Genomic DNA, 19,010 nt, shown 5'->3' on the forward strand with positions numbered 1-19,010 from the left:
CAACTGATCCTTTCTAGGGTCGTGGCTGAGGCGGACGGTCGAGGCGAGCCTCCTGCGGAACGTCCCCCAGTACGGCGATCACCCCGAGCAGGCCGCGGCCTTCATCGTTGCCTATAGGGGAACCGTACCAGTAGTAGCCCGGCCCGTCGAGATTGAGAGAGGCCGTTCCTCGTGAATAGACCGGCAACCAAATCCATTGCAGGTCACCATTGTTCGGCAAGAGCGCGCAGTGAGTGTTCTGGTCATCGTTGATGATCTCGAGTTCGAGGTCGCCCCCATGGGGCATAACGATGACCGAGGGCTCCCAGATCAGCTGATCTGGTGGGATGCGAACTCGGGCGTGCAGACGGCCATCGGATCCCTGCTGGGCCTGCTCGAGACCTCCAGTGTTGACCAGTCTACCCAACGTCGCCTTGTTCTGCTTGTCCAGGCCCAGCTGGCTCATCATCTGAGGTGGCGCTGCTGTGTTCGCCATCGCTTCACCTCCTCCTATAGTTTCTCCTGTTCAATCTCATCTACTGTAAACACATCTATTTTTAATGTTTCTGTACTATGTCATATATAGTATATTTCATATTAAATTGCAAGTGTTGATATAAAGTATATAATGAAAATATACATGTGAACGGAGCAATGGGTGCGAAAGTACCTCATTGCATTGAAGGAAGATGCGAATACTAATACCTTTTGAGTCGTTCAAGGGAACAGGTATTCGTCCTTTCTTTCGCCTACACAGGGAGATATGCTCAACCGCCGTTTAACCCACAGGATGCGCAACAAGTGTTATCTCAGTAGCTATCAGGTTCAGATGATCAGAAAGCAGCGTTTTGCTGATCCCCAATCAAGAAAAGGTATGAGCATTAGACACACCTGTGGGGTTCTCTTCGCCAAAAACGAGAGCGTTTTGCACTCTATTGTCCGGTACAATAGGTTTATATCCGAACAACAGCCAGGGCGGTTCGCACGTCCATTCCATATGAAAGAGAGAACAACGATGATTACAGATGTCACCGTGAAAAAAGATCATATAACTGTATGTATCCTGATATCTCTAAATGTGAGATATCACCATTTCGAAGTGCCAATCCCATAGGGAAAGAGTGTGGGCAGGTTTTCATATGCTCTCTACGCCGCTGGCCTCTTTTCCTGCTCTCTCTTCTTCTCTCTTCATCTGGGCGTCTGAGGGTGCTTGGAGAGGAGATCTCACGCATCGTATCTACTCTTCATCCGCAGCCGGGTCCAGGAGGAAGTCGTAATGCATCGTGTAGAAAGGCACATTCATTCTCTTGCCATCTGGAGCCATGCCAGGCTCGTGGCGCTCGAAGCTCGTGATCAGTGAAGTTCTCACCCCGAAAACGGCATCCGAGTCGAGGTATGGGTCATCTTGCTTGAAGACATGGGTAATGAGAGGTTTGTACCCTGACACCTTGATCAGGAAGTGAACATGAGCCGGGCGCATGGGGCTACGGTTGGCTGCATCTAAGAGTTCTCCCACTGGCCCATCCTGCGGAATCGGATATGCTTCTGGCCTGACTGACCAGAAACAGTACTTCCCTTCCTTGTCAGAGGAGAGGTGACCACGACCATACACATGCGAGGTCTCTTTGTGCTGCACATCGTAGAAGCCGTTGTCATCGGCCTGCCAGATATCGATGTGCGCGCCTGGGATGAGGTCGCCCTTGGTGGACAAGACCCGACCATACATGAAGCACGGTTCGCCAGAGGCTCCATTGGCTATATCGTCGCCATTTTCAAAATGGGGCGAGTTCTCGACAAAGAAGGGGCCGAAAACGGTAGAGGCCGTCGCCAGGGCAGACTTCTTCTGGTTGAGACCAATCACCAACATCGAAACGCCCAAAATATCGGAGAGCAGCACGAACTCCTGGCGTTTGTCATCGGTGATATGACCAGTGCGTGTCAGAAAATCTATCCCCTTGAACCATTCTTCTTCGGTGAGTTCAACCTCTTCGGCAAAGGCGTGCACATGTCGGACGAGGCTTTGCATCACCTGTTGGAAGCGTTCAGACTGCGAGTGTTCGAAGGTTGCCAGCACCGCTTGTGTGAGATCCTCGTCAGCGAGATTGCTCGTTCCAGGACTCACAGGTTTCTGGGTGTTCTGATCCATCTTTTTTCTCCTCTTTTGCTTTATCCAGTGTTCGCAGCCCTGCGCGGACTCGATCAATACCATTGTACTACGAAAGAGATGCGTTGTTCCTTCTCTAAACTATCACGAGTATATTTCTAGTGACTGATAGTTGGTGCTTTTTTATTCACACTTGGCACATCAGTTGCCTTTCTAGGCGGACCTTTTATCGTTTTAGGGCTGGGTTTCTTCGCTGGCGGAGGTATTCCACTTTTCATACTGCTCAGTGCGAAATTGACGCGCAAGATCAGTCGTATAATAGAACTGAGGATGAGTTTGCTCTCATTCTCTTCTCTCACCTGCAAAATAAGCTTTTCTCGGTGCGAGAAGTATCTCTCTTGAGTTGGGCAGTTTTCCATTTTCTATGTATTTGCTTGCTTATTGCCCCTGACTTTGCTATAGTGAGAAATGGAAACGGCCAGCGATACCCCTGAATTAGAGTCTGAACTCTCGCTGGATGATGTATTGGTAAATAGATATATGCAACGCAGTGGTATTGAGGAACGAATCAAACATTTTATGTTGATTGATGTCGTGATCTCCTGCTAGAAGGGGGCCAGGAGGTCTGAAAAGAATGTAAAGTCTATGAAGATGCAAGACCTGTGGGGAGTTGTCCGCCGGCGAGAATATCGCGCCTATTTCTTGCTGATTGTTGTCACTTATGCCTATATCCTTCTCTCTGCATCATTCAGCCAGCCGCACCTGTTTGCCCTGACCGGTCTCGGCATTGTGTATGCACTGACTGGTCCATTCGGCGAGGAGTACTGTCAGCGGCATGCATCGTCCTGGCCGATTGTGCTTGCCTATTTTGTCGAGCAGCTTACGATCAGCGGTGTCATTCTCTTTTTGAGCCAGGGAACGGCTTTTCTCCTGCTTACTCCTCTTGTGGCGTTCAGCGTCGTATTACTGCCCCGTCGTGGAGTTGCTCCCATGTGTGGACTCCTGTTGCTGCTCCTCGTTCTCGTAGACTGGAGTGTCGGTCAGTCCTGGCGGTTCATTCTGTTAACCTCTCTCCCCATGCTCGCCTCGTTTGCCTTCATGATCGCCTTTACTGAGGCGTTGCACGAAGAGGCACGTGCCCACGCCGCTCTGGATGAAGCTCATCAGCGCTTACGTGAGTATAGCGCACAAATCGAGACCCTGGCGACGCTGGCCGAACGCAACCGTCTAGCTCGGGAGATCCACGATCATGTGGGCCATTATCTTACCACCATCACGATACAACTTGAGGCGGCACGTACCGTTCTGGAAGAGAATCCGGCGCTGACAAGTCGCTCCATCGAGAAAGCGCTGGGGCTGGCTCGTGAAGGACTTTCTCAGATCCGCAGTTCCGTCGCGTCACTCCGCACGCTGCCAACGGAGAATCGCTCCTTACCAGAAGCTCTGGCAGACCTGGTGCGCGAGGCTCAGACTGAGGATAGCGTTGTCTCTCTCTGTGTCCCTGATACGCTGCCTCAACTCTCGGCGCAGATTAAGTTCACCCTGTATCGTGTCGCGCAGGAGGGGCTGACCAATGCGCGTAAACATGCGCACGCCGACCATATCGAACTCATCCTCGACTGCCCACAAGTATCCCAGGTGACGTTGCGCGTGAAAGACGATGGTGTTGGTTCCCTCAGTACCACTGGAGGTTTTGGACTGCTTGGAGCACGCGAGCGCGTGCATGCGCTGGGCGGCCAGTTGCGCACAGAAAGTCTGCCCGGACAGGGCTTTTTCTTAGAAGTGGAGCTTCCTCTATGACTTCCCCGGTGCGCATTCTGATCGCCGATGACCAGAAACTCTTTCGTGAAGGACTGCATACCCTCCTCTCGGTACAGCCCGACCTGTTGGTCGTGGGAGAAGCTCGTCATGGTGAGGAGGTACTGCATCTGGCCGCCACGCTCAAACCGGATGTCATCTTGATGGATCTACGTATGCCTCTGCTCAACGGCATTGCGGCTACCCGTCGCCTGAAAAATACTCAGCCCGAATGCAAGGTCATTGTGCTTACCACGTTCGATGACGACGAAGATATCTTTGAAGGCCTGCGTGCAGGCGCGGTTGGCTACCTGCTCAAGGATGTTTCTTCGGGAAAACTGGTGGAGGCCATCCGAGCGGTTGCTTGCGGCGAGTCGTTTTTGCAACCGTCTATCGCTGGGAAGGTCATCGCCGAGTTCGCCCGCCTTTCCCCTCATCCCTCTTCCCAGGCTCAAGTTCTGGTCGAATCTCTCTCTGAGCGCGAACTCAACATCCTTCGTCTCTTAAGTCAGGGTGCCACGAATAAAGAAATTGCCAGCCGCCTGATTATCACAGTAGGAACCGTGAAGAACCACGTGACAAACATCCTGGCGAAACTGGGGGTGCGTGACCGTACCCAGGCAGCGATGAAAGCCAAAGAGTTAGGCATTATTTAAACATTTCCCTGGCGTGGTCCTTACGCGTAATCACATCTGTCGCTAAAGGTCATAGCGGGTCATAGAGCAGATTATGACCTCGCAAGATGACCTCTGTCACATCCCCTGCCTCCTCTGCTCGGCTATACTCTCATCAAAATATAAACTAATCAATTGCCTTCGCAACTATAAAGAATAGGAGAGAAAAAGCAATGCTTTCTACTGATGCTGTTTCATCACCGCCTGGCAGATTTTCACGGATACTCAACACGCTTATGATGCTCATTGTGAATGTTGCCATTCCCTATGGTTGTTACACTCTGGCAAAAGCCTATTGGCTCTTTTGAGAAAGGAAGTGTCCATCTATGATCCCAGACTCTTTTACCAACTTCTTTGTCGCCAGTACGGGTGCTGGCGCTGCTCTGCTGGGTTTGCTCTTTGTCTCCATCTCCATCTCACCCGAAGATAAAATTTCGGAGAATGCCGAGGTTGAGCGACGTGTCAGCGCTCAGGGCGCTCTTACCTTGCTGATTAACGCTTTTTTTATCTCTCTAGCTGCCCTGCTTCCCGGTAATTATGGTATACCCGTCATAATCTTCGCTGGCATTTCTTTCGTTCTCACATTGCGCAATAGTGTCACCCTCTTGCGACCTCATCCAGAGGAGAGTTTGCTCTCCTCTCGCCTGACGGTTGTTACTGTGAACCTGCTCACCTACATCGCGCAGGGGTACTATGGTATCCTCTTGATCGTCGATCCCAAAAATCCTGTGCCAGTCTATTATCTGACCAATCTGCTCCTGGTTGTCTATGTGCTGGGCATCTTTCGTGCCTGGCAACTGCTGGGGGGTATGCGTAAGCAGCGCAAACCGCAGTTTGTTGCTCATCCTCTACCCTCGACCTCAGGAAACGAGCAAGTGACAACTCCAGCCCATTAAGGCGTGCTCAACCAATGTTGAACTTCACCCTGAAAAGGATTTAGCTCAAATATTGGATACGAGGGAAACCACTTATGTACATGTGATCACTTGATGGCGTCGTTCTGGTTCATTCTCTGACGCCTATCACAGACAGCTTTCTCAATGAGAGAGTGCTTAGACGTAAATGTTGAGATTCCGCCATCAGAATCTCAACATTTACATCCAATGGAAAAAGGCATCACCCCATCCTTGGTACTATTTTGCCAGGCCACGCACATCATGCTAAAAAAAGCCTCAACCATTCGTTACAGGGTTTGGATTGATAATGAAGAATCAATCCAAACCCTGAGGCAGCCCCAGAAAACGGTGGAGGAGAAGAATCGATAAAAGGCGTATGAAAAATATCCTTCAAGGCAGAGGTTTTTTTCTCTTGATTCTGGTGATTATTCTTGTGGCGTGCGCATCGCTGGTGTATCGCGTATTTAGCGTGGGGAGTGCAGCCGCCAATCGCCTCCAGCAAGCGAGCATAACGTCGGGCGCGACCCATGCTCTTACAGCCACGGCGCAACCAGGCGCTACGTTGCCTCCTGCGCTCGGCATGTGTCATCTCAAGGGACGAAATTTTCAGATGGGCATAGCCTTTCCTGAGTGGAGTCCCGCAGGCTATGGTGGTGGTGATCAGCAGTGGTTAAGCGAATTGCCTCAGATGCGTGCTCAGACCTCCGCCTGCTGGGTTGAGATGCCAGTACTGTTTCATCAGGCCTCGCTCAACGCAACGGTCGTTACCACTGGCACTGCCACGCCTTCGCTCTCTTCATTTCGCTATGGTATTCGTTTTGCGCATGCCGAGGGTTTGCATGTATTTGTGACCTTCCAGCTTCAGGCTGGCGGATCACACCCGTGGGCGGGTGCGATCCAGTTTACAACCTACACGCAAGAACAGACCTGGTTTACGGGCTATTGGCACGCCATCCAGCCCTATCTCCAGGTTGCGCAACAGGAGGGCGCGGAGCAACTGGCGCTCGGTACCGAAGAAGAGTGGTTACAGGAAAACGCCCCTGCTGATCTGTGGGATACACTCATCACCAATGTAAGCGGCGTCTACTCCGGGACGTTGACCTATGATATCAACTGGACCTCGCTGGCCATGAAAATACCGACCTGGATGCATAACAACGCTTTAAAAATGATCGGAGTCTCCGCTTATTTGCCTCTTGTTGAGACGGCTGAAAGAGTTGATCCGCTGCGTATTTCTTCACTCTGGGCTGCGACGGTCAAGCAAAAACTTGATACATTTGCCCTTGAACTCGGCGAACCTGTGTTTATCTCCGAAATCGGTTATCGCAACAGTTCAGATGCCCTCTATCAACCGTGGCTGACGCAGACTTCGGCACCGACTGATCCAACGGAGCAGGCCGCTGCCTGTGGCGCGGTGCTCACGAATGTCTTTGAAGATGAACATATCCTGGGTAGCTTTTTCTGGGGATGGAATAACGTGGAGGCTTTTAGTCTCAAGGGCACTCAGGCTGCACGCGCTATTCAAACACAGTATCAATCCTTGCAGGGATAGCAGAGGAACCACACCACATGACCGATACTTCGCAATCATCGTTTGAATTTTCCCAGCCTGAACCTGGATCTGACCAGGCCGAGGTTGTGCCCGCGATCCGACGTCCTCGCTCGCTCCTGGTGCGGCGTCTCCAGAGGGTCTCGTTCGTTGCCCAGACACCAGCAGGCGAGCCGGAACAGGATCGGGAAACAAAGGGCAGCGCGTCCGCGCGTTCGCAAAATGGCGACAAGGATCTCTCCGCTGGGCTGATCACCCACCAAAGCGAGACAGGACTTATCCCTGGCTCTTCATTCGGGACGGAGCACAAGCAAAGCCTGGCTTCTGCTGACTCCCAACGGTCGGTGGAACCCTCGCTCGCTGATGTGCCAACCAGACAGGAGCCAGCGATCTCGCTCGCTGACATTCCAACCCGGCGCATGAGAGCCGTTTCTCCGGCTGGCTTGCCGGTCACGCCCATTCCGGTAAACCTGCCACCTGGGACTCCCCTTCCGGTTTCGGTAGAACCTCTCGACGAACGCTTGCGCGAACCGGTCGAACGCTACATGCACTGGCTCCAACGCAATAAGAGCTTGCAGACCCCTCTCGAAAGATTCCAGTTCTATCGAGATTCGTCGATGCAAATGCAAAAAGTGGGCAGGAGAGAGGTGCGAACCTTCGCACCTTTCCAGGTAGAGTGGTCTGCTCTGCGGGTCATCACGCCTCCTCAGGTGCTTCTGCTCGCGCTTCTGCTTCTTAGCTGGGGAGCAGGTTTCTTTTTCCTGCGTTTGACCATGATCACTGTGAGCCTGGGGCTGGTAACAGTGCTTTATATTCTCGGCTTTATTACCAGCGGTTTGCTGGCCACCAGCTCCTTCGGGAAAGATTCGGGAGAGAAGATTGACGAAGAGATAATTCTGTCCCTGGATAAGCAGGGAGCGACGTGGCCGATGTACACGATCCTCTGTCCGCTCTTCAAAGAGACGACAGTTGTGTCCCAGTTTGTCGCGGCTATCAAGGCTTTACATTATCCTTCTGATAGGGTACAGGTGCTTTTCCTGACCGAAGAGATCGACAAAGAGACACGTGCGGCGCTCTATACCATGCAATTGCCGCCCAACTTTGAGATTTTGACCGTGCCCGCGGGCGCGCCGCAGACCAAACCACGCGCTTGTAACTTCGGTCTGCTGCAAGCGAAGGGGCAATTTATTGTGATTTTCGATGCCGAGGATCAGCCGGAGCCATATCAACTCAAGAAGGCCATTCTGACCTTTGCCAATCATGGGCCTGAGGTGGCCTGCGTGCAGGCAAAGCTCAACTATTATAACACCAGGCAGAACCTACTCACCCGCTGGTTCACCGCTGAATATAGTACCTGGTTTGATATTATGCTGCCGGGCCTTCAGCGCAGCGGTCTGTCGCTTCCGCTCGGTGGTACCTCAAACCATTTCCGCACAGAGGTCTTATGCGCATTGGGAGGATGGGATGCCTTCAATGTGACCGAAGACTGCGATCTGGGTCTGCGCATCTCGCAGTACGGCTTAAAAACTGCGGTCCTGGATAGCACTACCTATGAAGAGGCGACCTCGCGCTTTACAACCTGGTTGTTTCAGCGTTCGCGCTGGATTAAAGGGTACATGCAGACCTACCTGGTGCATATGCGACATCCATTGCACATGTTGCTGCGCGGGCATGTGCGCAAATTTCTCTCTTTGCAGCTTATTGTAGGCGTCTGGACCATTGTGCTGCTTGTCAATCCAGTCATGTGGGCCTTGACACTCTGTTACCTCGTCTTGCGCCCTGAGCTGTTGTATCGCATACTATTTCCTGGCCCGATACTCTACATGGGCACCTTCTGCCTCGTCTTTGGCAACTTCTTCTATATGTATATTCACATTCTTGGCTGTTTGCACCGCAAAGAGTATACATTGATCAAGTGGGTTCTGCTGCTCCCACTCTACTGGGTGATGATGAGCATCTCGGCGTATATCGCTTTCTATCAGCTTATTGTCAAACCGCATTACTGGGAAAAAACGCAGCATGGCAATCACCTGGCCGCGAGCGCCAGAACCCGACAGGAGGGTTTGCCGGGCCAGGTATTGGCTCAAGAGAGACGCTCTGTCGTAGCCTCGATGCCTACTGCGCACATGCAGGCGCTTCGCCTGCTGCGAAATGGTGGAGTGGCCGCTACCCTAGAATCAACAACTCAGCGTGTCGTGGCGCTGCGCAGCAGCTTAACCCGCCAATTGGGGCGCCGCGAGCAATTGCGCAGGCTACCTCTCGTACTGATTCAGGATCGCTGGTTGATCGCCGTGGTGATGACAGCGCTCGTGGCCAGCATCACAGCGACGGTCTATTCGTTTCAACACCATACCATCCTTCTCTACTCGGACGCCTATTTTCACCTGCGTATCGCCAGGCGTATTTTTGATAGCGCGACGCCGGGCATTGGCCAGCTTGGAACGACCTGGGTGCCTTTGCCTCATCTGCTCATGCTACCATTTGTCTGGAACGACTACCTCTGGCGCACCGGCCTGGCGGGCAGTATTCCAGCGATGGTTTGCTACGTCGTCTCGACAATCTACCTCTATCTCTCTGGCAAGCGCCTGACCAGGAGCGGTGTAGCCAGTTCCATCGGCACACTCGTCTTTGTGCTCAACCCGAATATTTTATACCTGCAAGGGACGCCACTCAGCGAACTGGTGTGTATCGCGACGTTTACTATGGGGGGGTATTATTTCCTGGCCTGGGTGCAGGAGAACCGTTTGCGTTCCCTGGTGCTGATGGCCGCGAGCACCTGTCTGGCGACAATAGCCCGCTATGATGGCTGGTCGCTTTTTGGGGTGCTTTGTCTCCTTGTGCCCGCTGTTGCTCTGCTCAAAAAGCAGCGTTTACGCCAGGTCGAGGGAAGCCTGCTGGTCTTTCTCTCGCTCGGGGCGCTAGGCATCGTGCTCTGGCTGTTTTACAATCTGATGATCAGCGGGAACGCGCTCTATTTTCTGAATGGACCATTCTCTTCCAAGGTCCAGACACTGGTCATTCACGGTACGCCAACCGCTCTCTACGCCTATCACAATCTCTGGCAGGCGGTGCGCTTTTACTCGCTGAATGTGATTGAGACGGTCGGGCCGGTCTTTTTTGGACTGGGCCTGCTGGGGCTGGTGGTTTTTCTGCTACGTAGACGTTCATTGCTGGATACCCTGGTGATGCTCGTTTTCTGGGTCCCCTTTGGTTTCTATGTCCTCTCGCTCTACGAAGGGCAGGCCACGATGTTTGTGCCTGGCGCGGTTCCCTCGACGGCTTCGTTGCACAATCAGTTCTTCAATGCACGTTTCGGCTCCGAGGCGGTCGTACCGATTGCTCTGTGTGTCACAACTCTATGCGCTGGCTGGAAACTTCCGCGCTGGCAGCATCTCGGGCGCACGCTGGGAGCCAGCGCTGCCCTGATGATGGTTATCGCACAGGCACTGGTCATCGCCACAGGCGGGATTATCACCCAGGAGGATGGCCTGTATGGCGTTTCCTGTGACGCAACCCATACAATGAATATCTACCTGGCTCAGCACTACAACGGAGGAAAAATTCTGGAAGAGGTCTTCAGCTCTCCCGTAGATGGGTCCGAGGCCAATTTCGATTTCAAAAACATCATCTGGGAGGGATCGTATAGGCTATGGCCGCAAGCGCTGGCAGATCCAGCCTCGTACGTGGACTGGATTATGGTCAATCCGACTGATCCCAGCGATCTTATCGCGCAACAGGTTCATGTGCAGAGTCCGCAGTTCCAGGCACAGTTTACTCTCGTACTCCAGGAGCCATCGGGCTGGCGCCTCTATCATAAGATTGGCCTTCCGCCCCTACCAACACGCCCGGTTCCCGCGTATCTTCTGACTCAACATCGAGCATGTGATGCCGCTCTCTCCTGATAGACCTGTTGTAAATTTTGAGATTCCGCCATCAAAATGGTTCATGCTGTTGCATACCTGATAAAATAGACGGTGGTCAAAGAGAGAAGGTACGGATCCATGACAAGCAAGCGCAAGCAATATACACCAGAATTCAAGTTCAAGGCGGTGCTGGAGAGCTTCCAGCGGGGGGACACCATGATGCCCCCCCTACTTGTCTCGTCGTTTCTCATCGCCGATCTGTCCTGCGGCTGGCACATCACATCATCCTTCTTAAAGATGGCAAAGTTGAGGGAGAAGGGACTCTTTTTGCCCCAGCAATTCCCACAAGGCGTCGAGATCGCCACCGGTTTGCAGATACCGCATCGCAAAGCTCTCACGCAACAGGGCGGGACCCACACCCTTCCTCGTGATCCCAGCCCGTTGCTTGAGCCGGTCAAATAAGAGGGTGATCCTACTCTTCGTGAGCGGCCTGTCTGCCTCAGAGAGGAAGAGGGAATCCTCATCTGTCCGCTCTCCACCTACTGCCGCACCCAGACGGTAGTTATCCAGGTAGGCGAGCAGGTGACGCAACCCTTCGTGTCCCAACGTGAGCCGTCGCACCGTCGCACCCTTCTCCTGAACGCTCACGATCCCCTGCTCCAGGTCCACATCTCCAAGACGCAACGCACAGATCTCGGTGGCACGCATGCCCGTATCAAAAAGAACCCAGAGGATGGCCCGGTTGCGTGCGGTCGCCTGCTCTGCTAGCACCCTGGTTTCCTTTGGGGGCCGACAGGCCAGGAGCAACTGTTCCCATTCCCCAGGTGCCAGCGGAGGAAGCAAACGCTTGTCCATCTGGGGAAGAGGCAGTCACGCAAAAGGCGTGACTGACAAGCACTGGTGACGCACCACCCACTGGCAAAAGGCCCGCGCCGAGCGTGCATAGGATGCCACCGTGCCGGGTGAGCGAAGAGCGCCAGTGACGATAGGCAGGTGAGGGAGCCACTCCAACCAGCCACGTACCTGTGCTTCTGTCATCTGATCAAGCCGGACACACCTGTGTTCCGTACGCAGATAGTGCTGGAACAATCCCAAAGCTTTCCGATGCCACTGTAGGGTCTTCGGACGGCGGTGGTTTCTCTGATCCTCCAGATACTCGTGGACTGCTTGCTCAATGGACAGAGCCGAGGGGGTGTGACGAGATAGTTGGAGGCTGGGAGGTGCATGAGACGCCAGTGGCTGCCCACTGCTGGATAGGGCGGCATCCTGGGCGGCGATGAGGCTCGTTGTCGCGGGTCTGTGCGTTGTTCTCCTCCTGCAAGGTCGGTTGAGAAGGAAACGGGCTTTCTTCCACGATGTGCTGAAAAGTGGCAACTGGAGAGGAACAAGCCGACCGGGTATGATAGTCTGTCCTGTACTCTCGCATCCCTGATGAGACAGGATCAGTGACGCCAGCATGGATCACCTCCTTGCCCCATGACGCCTCCTCGCTCTCTGGGTTGGCAGCACGAGGCTTGCCGATGCCCGTGCCGCTCCAAGACTTCGATGAGCGTGGGCAGAAACGGCATGGCCGCTTGGCACAGATTCGGTTCATCTTATTCCAGGCGAGCACCAATGCCTCCTGCACCTCCGATCCATATCGGCATGGTCGTGGACGCACAGGTGCCTTTTGTCTTTGCTTGGTATGATTCAATAACTACATCGCATATTTGCGGTGATATCCTGTCCTCTGAGTAAATGCATCAAGCAACTGACGTTTTTGCGCAGGTGAGGCCCCACGATAGTGAGGCAGGACCTGCACCAGCAACTCGCGCCTGGTTTGAAGACACAATCCTCTTTCCACGCTCATCCATCCCCGCGATCGAGCCTACGATGAGCAACGGAAGCCGACATGACAGCCCTGCCACTTCCGTTTGTCTCATCAGAAATCTTCCTCTTGACATGCATTGTAGATCCCAACCTATGTTTTTGAAAGAGAGATGACCTTAGGTGTGAGCCCGACCCAACTGGCACAAGCAAATCAGCAAGAAGGGATTGCGAGAACGCTATCAGGAAGATTTTTTGTGAGGCGATGCGTCACTCAAAGGCAGATGCTCACAAAACGTAAAGTAGATGCTTCCCGCAAAATGAGGCAGGTGCCCGTTGAACACCTTTTGGGCAACAAAAAAAACATCTCTTCCTGATTTGCTCGCTGCTTGCTTCTTGCGAAGCGACCTGTCAAGCGCCAGGAAAGAAACGGCTTTAGAAGAAAAGCGGGAGACGGGACTCGAACCCGCGACAGCCTGCTTGGAAGTCACGTTCCCGCTAAATCACCGCTCGCTTCTTATAAAATGGCTCCACGAGCGGATTTAACGTACTCGCCTTCAGTATGAGCGCGTTCTGCAAAAGTGTTCACAAGCACATTCATCCGTGACCAACTGCCTTGACCTGTTGCAAACCTCAGCCGCATCATTTTCTCGACGTACAGAAGTGTTCATCAATTCGCAGAGGCAGATTGGTAGTGACTGAAACTGCTTACGGAGCAACTATAGACCATTTCTTCAGAAAATACAAGGGGAGCAGGTGTTCGTTGCAGGGCTTTCCAGTTCTCCGCTCAAAGGGGTGCAGGGTCTCCCTGCCGGGGTCTGGGGTGTCCCCAGTTTCCTTCCCTCCTTCGCGCGCCGCCTGCGACGGCGCGCAAAAGAGAAGAAAAAAGGTTTTTGCGGGGACACCCCGCACCCCGGCAGAGGGCGGCAGCCCTCTGCACTCCCGCTAGATGGGAGAATTGGAAAGCCCTGGTGTTCGTTGGAAGAATCCTCCCAAAATGAGTGTGTATGGCTTGACAAGATTCCTGGAAAGATTTTCCCCTCTCAATGGCGACACACCTGTGTGCTTTCTCCTCCTCACTTTCGTGCTGGCCCTGCCTCTACGCCTTTCGGGTAAAGGTAAGGTGCTACGTTACTCACCTCGCCTGAGTGAGGTCACGCGAGAGCGTGACAGAAAATCAGAAGCCTCTTTGGGCGCACTTTGTCGCATGCTACGGTCCTCTTTGGGTTTCCCCGCTAAGTAAGCGACCGTCTTAGAGGTCAATTGCTCTCAACCCCCTCCTTTCTCTGAGAGGAAAAGTTGCACAGAACGGCCTCCACAAGGGACATCCCGCAGCATTCGGGAGTAATGACTGTGGATAGAGGATGATGGCTGTGAGCACAATGGACAACAGGAGCTAGGATGGGTAGCAATCACTGAAACACTGATACAGGTGCTTGTGGCTTGAATATGCTCAATCTGCATTCCTTCTGGCAGAGAAAGCAATGAAGTGGTCCCTTCCATCAATAGCCTCTTTTATGTAAAATATCATCTACATGAGGGTTCTTTTGGAAAAGACATTATCGCAATATGTCAATATATCTCCTGTCTGCAAGCAGGCACTATTATTCCCCAAAAGTGATCATGGGCCAAGTTATTCGACAAATATCAGTATCGCTACGTAAAAAAGACCGAACTTCCCACAGATCGCACTCCCCACGGAATGAGCGCGCATTCCTCCCATGAAGCGAGCAAATTTACACCCAGGCGCGTTCCAAGCGGACAATTAATCATGCTTTAGCGGCGCTCAGCAGTTTTTTGTGCAATCTCATCAGGATCAACCTGTGTGTGAATATTCAGAGGCGCTGGGAGCAAAGGCTTCCAGTAAGATTCGGGACCAAATTTATCATGCTTCCGAATTATGCAGGGCTTTCCAGTTCTCCGCTCAAAGGGGTGCAGGGGTCTCCCTGCCGGGGCCTGGGGCGTCCCCAGTTTCCTTCCCTCCTTCGCGCGCCGCCTGCGACGGCGCGCAAAAGAGAAGAAAAAAGGTTTTTGTGGGGACACCCCGCACCCCGGCAAAGGGCTGCCGCCCTCTGCACTCCTGCTAGATGGGAGAATTGGAAAGCCCTGCGAATTATGTCGCCTGCTCGCTGTTCGCTTGCATAGCTGCTATAATAGTAGAGATAGAATGTCAAGAGAGAGGGCCTGGAAGCCTGTGAGAGATCTTCAGGCCCTCCTGTGTCACGGTGGACTCGCAGGGAGCACATCTGACAGGACTCAGTATACTGGCAAAGGCCGGGGGAATCAGTATCCACCCGGTCCCATTTCACGTCCCATGTCAGTACCCTCCTGCCGTCTGGTGAAAGGAGCCTGCTGGTGCCTCAGTCCTTGCACGGAGAACGCCATTATGACTTCGGTCAGAGGATGCTGACCCTGCGCATCAACATCGGGCTGACCCAGGAGGGGCTGGCGGCCTTGTTGGGCATTACACGCAAAGCTGTCGGACGATGGGAGGCTGGGGAGACGTATCCCAAGGCCGACCACCTCAAGGCCTTTATCACGCTGATCTTTGAGCAACAAGGGTTTCAAGCGGGGAGTGAGGAGGAGCAGATCAGAGCCTTGTGGCGTTCGGCTCATCAGAAGGTGCTCCTGGATGAGCAATGGCTCACATCGCTCCTTGCTCAGCAGGTTGTCCCCCTGGTCTCAACGCTCTCTGAAGAGAAGGACTCCCCTCCCTCTGTTGCGGAGCACCTGCGCCTCTGGACGGTCCCCTATGCTCGCAATCCTCACTTCACCGGACGCGACGCGCTGCTGCAGCGGCTGGAGCAGGTATTTGCGTTGGAGCGTCCGGACACTCCAAACGGGGCAGGCGGGGTGCGCCAGGTAGCCCTGACCCAGACCCAGGCCATCAAGGGCTTAGGGGGCATTGGCAAGACCCAGACTGCCATCGAATATGCCTATCGCGCACGCCTGCAGGGACGCTATCACCATGTTCTCTGGATCGCGGCAGCCAGCGAAGAGACCATCCTGACCAGCTTTGTCGAACTGGCCTCCCTCTTACCTGAGGTGGTGCGTCCCGAGGAGACCGATCCACGCAAAATGGTCTCCGCTATCCTGCGCTGGCTGGAGCAGCGCGCTGAGCCCTGGTTACTCATCTTTGATAACGCCGATCATCTGACTCTGGCCCAGTCCTATTTCCCTCTCAAAGGGAATGGACACCTGCTCCTCACGACACGCGCCAGTGCCACCGAGGCCTTTGCCCCCTCGCTGGAAGTCGAACTGATGGGAACGGTGGAAGGAGCGCAGCTCTTGCTACGACGGGCCAAACGGGTGGTGCCCTATGTACCGGAGGAGATAGAGGAGGCCATGAACATCGTGATCGCCCTGGCCCACTTTCCCCTGGCCATCGATCAGGCGGGCGCCTATATTGAAGAGACTGGATGCAATCTCGCATCCTATCTCAAGCTCTATCAGAGCCATCGTCACGCCTTGCTGGGGAGGCGAGGCAAGCAGATGGGAGGCTATCCCGAGTCGGTGGTCACAACCTGGTCCCTCTCCTTTGCCGAGGTGGAGCGCAGTTGCCCGGCGGCGACGGAACTCTTGCAGTTGTGCGCCGTGCTCGCTCCCGACCGCATTCCCGAGGAACTGCTTCAGCAGGGAGCCCCCTGCTGGCCGGAGCAGTTGCATGAGGCCGCCGCGGATGGCTTCGCCTTCAACCAGATGATGGAAATCTTGCTGGCCTTTTCCCTGGTCAAACGCTTCTCGGAGGAGCGGATGCTGAGCATCCATCGTCTGGTGCAGGCGGTACAGTGGGATGGCATGGACGCACAGACGCAACGGGCCTGGAGTGAGCGGGCCGTGCGAGCGGTTGAGCAGGTGTTTCCGCAGGACCCGAGCAATGCGGAGACCTGGCCCCAGTGTCAACGCTACCTCGACCAGGTCCAGGCTTGCGATGCACTGATTGAGCAGCAACACCTCCAAATTCCCGAAGCGGCCGATCTGCTCGACCGCGCTGGCAGCTATTTCCTTGAGCACTTTATGCATAGCCAGGCGGAACCTCTCTACCAGCGGGCGTTAGCCATGCGTGAGCAGCAGTGGGGAGCCGAGCATCCCCAGACGGCCAACGGCCTGTACCACCTGGCCCTCCTGCACCAGGCGAGCGCCAACTTTGCGCAAGCCGAGCCGTTGTTTGAGCGAGCACTGGCGATTCGCGAGCGCCAGCTAGGAGCAGAGCATCTGGAGACAGCGGCCAGCCTGCATGGGCTGGCGATCCTTTACGAGTCGCAACGGCTCAACGAGAAGGGCGAAGTCCTGGCCCGACGAGCCCTGGCGCTCTATGAGCAGCACCTGGGGGCAGACGATCTCGAGACGGTTCCCGTTAGACACACACTGGCAGACGTGTATTGGCATCAGGAACGCTTCAATGTGGCCGAAGCGCTGTACCAGCACAATCTGACCATCTGTGAGCGCCATCTGGGACCAGAGCATCCGCAGACCGCCAAGAGTCTGAATCACCTGGCACTTATCTATACGTATCTTGGGCACTACGAAGGGGCGGAACACTATTTTCGGCGTGTGCTTGCCATCCGCGAGAAGCACTTTGGCCCAGCCCATTATCTGACCGCACTGGTAATCTACGACCTGGGAACTCTGTCTCTAGAGCGAGGTCGTTATGAGGAGGCAGAGCAACTGTTTCAGCAAGCCCTGGCGCTCTATGAGCAACATCTTGGTCCGCAGCATGTGTATACGGCAGATATCTTCATTACGCTAGCTAACACCTTGCGGCATCTCGGGAAGTACCCTCAGGCGGAAGAACTGGCTCGACAAGCCCTGGACCTGCATGAAGCACATCTTAACCCTGCTCATCACTATATTGCGGAAGATCTGACAGTCCTAGGCGCCATCTATCGGGAGCAGGGCCGGTACGCCGAGGCCGAGCCGCTCTTTCAACGCGCCCAGCAGATGAATATGCAGATAGGGAAGTCCGTCCTCATCCCCTATGAGTTTGCGCTCTTGCGGGAGGCGCAGGAGCGAGACGAGCAAGCCTATGATCTGCATCAACAAGCGCTCGCAGCGTGCCTGCAGGCTGGGCGAACAGAGACCCATCCTCAGATGGTGGCCCTTCGCCAGCATCTAGCGACCTTGCAGGGTCGCCTGGGGCGCCCCGAGGAAGCGGCCAATCTGGAAGGGACGCAAGCCGTGAGCGCCTCCGATGGCTCGCAGGCATGAGTGTGATGAACATACCTTGGGCAACCTTGAATCAACGTTTCCCCTTCTCTTCACTCCTGCATTCGCAAGGGTTGAGTTGCAAAAAATTTGAGGAAGAGAAGTTGAATGTATGTAAATGTGCGAATGAAATTGGTGGATTATGAAGAATTTTAACAATGAAACTGGTGAGCAAGCGATCAACATGAATGATCCTACAGAAGGACTCTTCGAGCAAGGACAAGTGATCGTAAAAATTTTGTGTGTTACTGCCCGTTTTACCGCCAGCTTCATTGTCAAGATTCAGCCAGAATCCACCAGTTTAAGCAGAGACGACAAAGGTGAGCGCATCACACCACAACACAACTTGCAACGAGGTGGCAGCTAGCAACAGCGTTGCAAGGAGTGGACCGATGATCGTGGCGAAGGGAGCGCTTGCCTGGGTGCGCCCGTTCGCCTTCAGCAGATCATCCTGGGCAACCATGCTGGGAATAGCGGCATTGGTAGCGCTCTGAAAGCCAACCGTCAGCGTAGAGTTGAGGAAGGTGACAAGATAGATTCACCAGAGAGGTAAGTGTCCCAATAGCGCCAGCAGTGGCAGCAACGCAAGCAGAGCTGCGCAGCAGAGATCCAGGCCGATCATCAAGCCCTTGCGGTTCACGCGATCCACCCAGGCACCGATGAAGAACCCAAAGAGCGGATAGGGCACCCAGGTCGCCGCTGAGGCCAGTCCCAGGTCCAGGGCCGAGCCGCTGAGTTTGAAGACCAGCAAGGGCAGTGCCGTACTGGTGAGTGTGCTGCCCATTTGTGAAATGGTCTGACCCGTCCAGAAAATCCAGAAGTCACCTGCTCTTCTCCCAGAAACGGCCTGCCTGGTTTGTTCCATCATTCGTTCTTCTCCATGTGTAAGAGTAGAAGGAGATACTCAAAAGATGACATACTGTTCGTCTTTATACAAAAATGTCGAAGCGTGTTCCAAATCCTCTGACCAAAGACATAATCTGGCTCTCCATGCAAGGATTGACGCATCATCAGCAGACTCCGTTCAACGGACGGCAGGAGGGAACGTACATGGGACGTGAAATGGGACTGGTTGGATACTGCTTTTCCCTGGCCACTGCCAGTATACTAAGTCCTATCGGATATGCTCGCGAGCCT

At 54.1% G+C, this 19,010-nt stretch carries 15 protein-coding genes and 1 pseudogene; 9 read left to right on the forward strand and 7 right to left on the reverse strand.

Annotated elements, in window-relative coordinates; all coding sequences use genetic code 11:
• Window positions 1-13: 13 nt before the first annotated feature.
• On the reverse strand, window positions 14-475 hold the full coding sequence (locus tag K3T83_RS32535) for an MSMEG_3727 family PQQ-associated protein (RefSeq protein ID WP_220207083.1): 462 nt from the start codon (window positions 473-475) through the stop codon (window positions 14-16).
• A gap of 741 nt (window positions 476-1,216) precedes the next feature.
• Complete coding sequence (locus K3T83_RS32540) at window positions 1,217-2,125, reverse strand: dioxygenase family protein (RefSeq protein ID WP_220207084.1); 909 nt, start codon at window positions 2,123-2,125, stop codon at window positions 1,217-1,219.
• Window positions 2,126-2,728: 603 nt separating this feature from the next.
• On the opposite strand from K3T83_RS32540, the gene K3T83_RS32545 reads away from it, so the two are divergent.
• The 6 genes from K3T83_RS32545 (at window position 2,729) to K3T83_RS32565 (ending at window position 10,901) form a co-directional block, all read left to right on the forward strand.
• Entirely contained in the window at window positions 2,729-3,883 is a 1,155-nt protein-coding gene (locus K3T83_RS32545; RefSeq protein WP_220207085.1) for a sensor histidine kinase, read from the forward strand.
• Window positions 3,880-4,536, forward strand: coding sequence for a response regulator (locus K3T83_RS32550; RefSeq protein WP_220207086.1), 657 nt, complete (start codon window positions 3,880-3,882; stop codon window positions 4,534-4,536). The genes K3T83_RS32545 and K3T83_RS32550 overlap by 4 nt, the downstream gene beginning before the upstream one ends.
• Before the next feature lie 191 nt (window positions 4,537-4,727).
• Window positions 4,728-4,862 (forward strand): hypothetical protein, encoded by a 135-nt coding sequence (locus tag K3T83_RS57355; RefSeq protein ID WP_268963493.1) that lies wholly within the window; start codon window positions 4,728-4,730, stop codon window positions 4,860-4,862.
• Window positions 4,863-4,880: 18 nt separating this feature from the next.
• A complete protein-coding gene (locus K3T83_RS32555) occupies window positions 4,881-5,450 on the forward strand; it encodes a hypothetical protein (protein ID WP_220207087.1) in 570 nt (189 codons plus the stop codon).
• A 376-nt stretch (window positions 5,451-5,826) separates the two neighbouring features.
• The gene (locus K3T83_RS32560; protein WP_220207088.1) at window positions 5,827-7,002 is read left to right on the forward strand and encodes a glycoside hydrolase family 113; all 1,176 of its coding nucleotides are present in this window, start codon (window positions 5,827-5,829) and stop codon (window positions 7,000-7,002) included.
• 17 nt (window positions 7,003-7,019) lie between these two features.
• Entirely contained in the window at window positions 7,020-10,901 is a 3,882-nt protein-coding gene (locus K3T83_RS32565) for a glycosyltransferase (RefSeq protein WP_220207089.1), read from the forward strand.
• A gap of 252 nt (window positions 10,902-11,153) precedes the next feature.
• Here K3T83_RS32565 and K3T83_RS32570 read toward each other — a convergent pair whose 3' ends face one another.
• Together K3T83_RS32570 and K3T83_RS32575 are read right to left on the reverse strand one after the other, a co-directional pair.
• A complete protein-coding gene (locus K3T83_RS32570; protein ID WP_220207090.1) occupies window positions 11,154-11,705 on the reverse strand; it encodes a tyrosine-type recombinase/integrase in 552 nt (183 codons plus the stop codon).
• A 27-nt stretch (window positions 11,706-11,732) separates the two neighbouring features.
• Window positions 11,733-12,320 carry a site-specific integrase gene (locus K3T83_RS32575; protein ID WP_220207091.1) on the reverse strand — a complete coding sequence of 196 codons (588 nt, stop codon included), beginning with the start codon at window positions 12,318-12,320 and terminating at the stop codon, window positions 11,733-11,735.
• Here K3T83_RS32575 and K3T83_RS32580 point away from each other — a divergent pair.
• On the forward strand, window positions 12,308-12,550 hold the full coding sequence (locus tag K3T83_RS32580) for a hypothetical protein (RefSeq protein WP_220207092.1): 243 nt from the start codon (window positions 12,308-12,310) through the stop codon (window positions 12,548-12,550). The two genes, K3T83_RS32575 and K3T83_RS32580, sit on opposite strands and share 13 nt — an antisense overlap.
• Before the next feature lie 8 nt (window positions 12,551-12,558).
• On the opposite strand, the gene K3T83_RS32585 is transcribed toward K3T83_RS32580, so the two are convergent.
• Complete coding sequence (locus tag K3T83_RS32585; RefSeq protein WP_220207093.1) at window positions 12,559-12,705, reverse strand: ABC transporter substrate-binding protein; 147 nt, start codon at window positions 12,703-12,705, stop codon at window positions 12,559-12,561.
• Window positions 12,706-13,955: 1,250 nt separating this feature from the next.
• A pseudogene (locus K3T83_RS58645) lies at window positions 13,956-14,171 on the reverse strand (ISL3 family transposase); the annotation flags it as partial.
• An 852-nt stretch (window positions 14,172-15,023) separates the two neighbouring features.
• Between K3T83_RS58645 and fxsT the strand changes: the two are divergent.
• Both fxsT and K3T83_RS32600 read left to right on the forward strand, forming a co-directional pair.
• Window positions 15,024-17,876: an FxSxx-COOH system tetratricopeptide repeat protein gene (gene fxsT / locus K3T83_RS32595; RefSeq protein WP_220207095.1), complete on the forward strand. Its 2,853-nt coding sequence runs from the start codon at window positions 15,024-15,026 to the stop codon at window positions 17,874-17,876.
• A 139-nt stretch (window positions 17,877-18,015) separates the two neighbouring features.
• Window positions 18,016-18,240 (forward strand): hypothetical protein, encoded by a 225-nt coding sequence (locus K3T83_RS32600; protein WP_220207096.1) that lies wholly within the window; start codon window positions 18,016-18,018, stop codon window positions 18,238-18,240.
• 171 nt (window positions 18,241-18,411) lie between these two features.
• Here the strand turns inward: K3T83_RS32600 and K3T83_RS32605 are convergent, their stop codons facing one another.
• Complete coding sequence (locus K3T83_RS32605; RefSeq protein WP_220207097.1) at window positions 18,412-18,741, reverse strand: MFS transporter; 330 nt, start codon at window positions 18,739-18,741, stop codon at window positions 18,412-18,414.
• Window positions 18,742-19,010 lie beyond the last annotated feature (269 nt).

Source organism: Reticulibacter mediterranei (assembly GCF_016587455.1).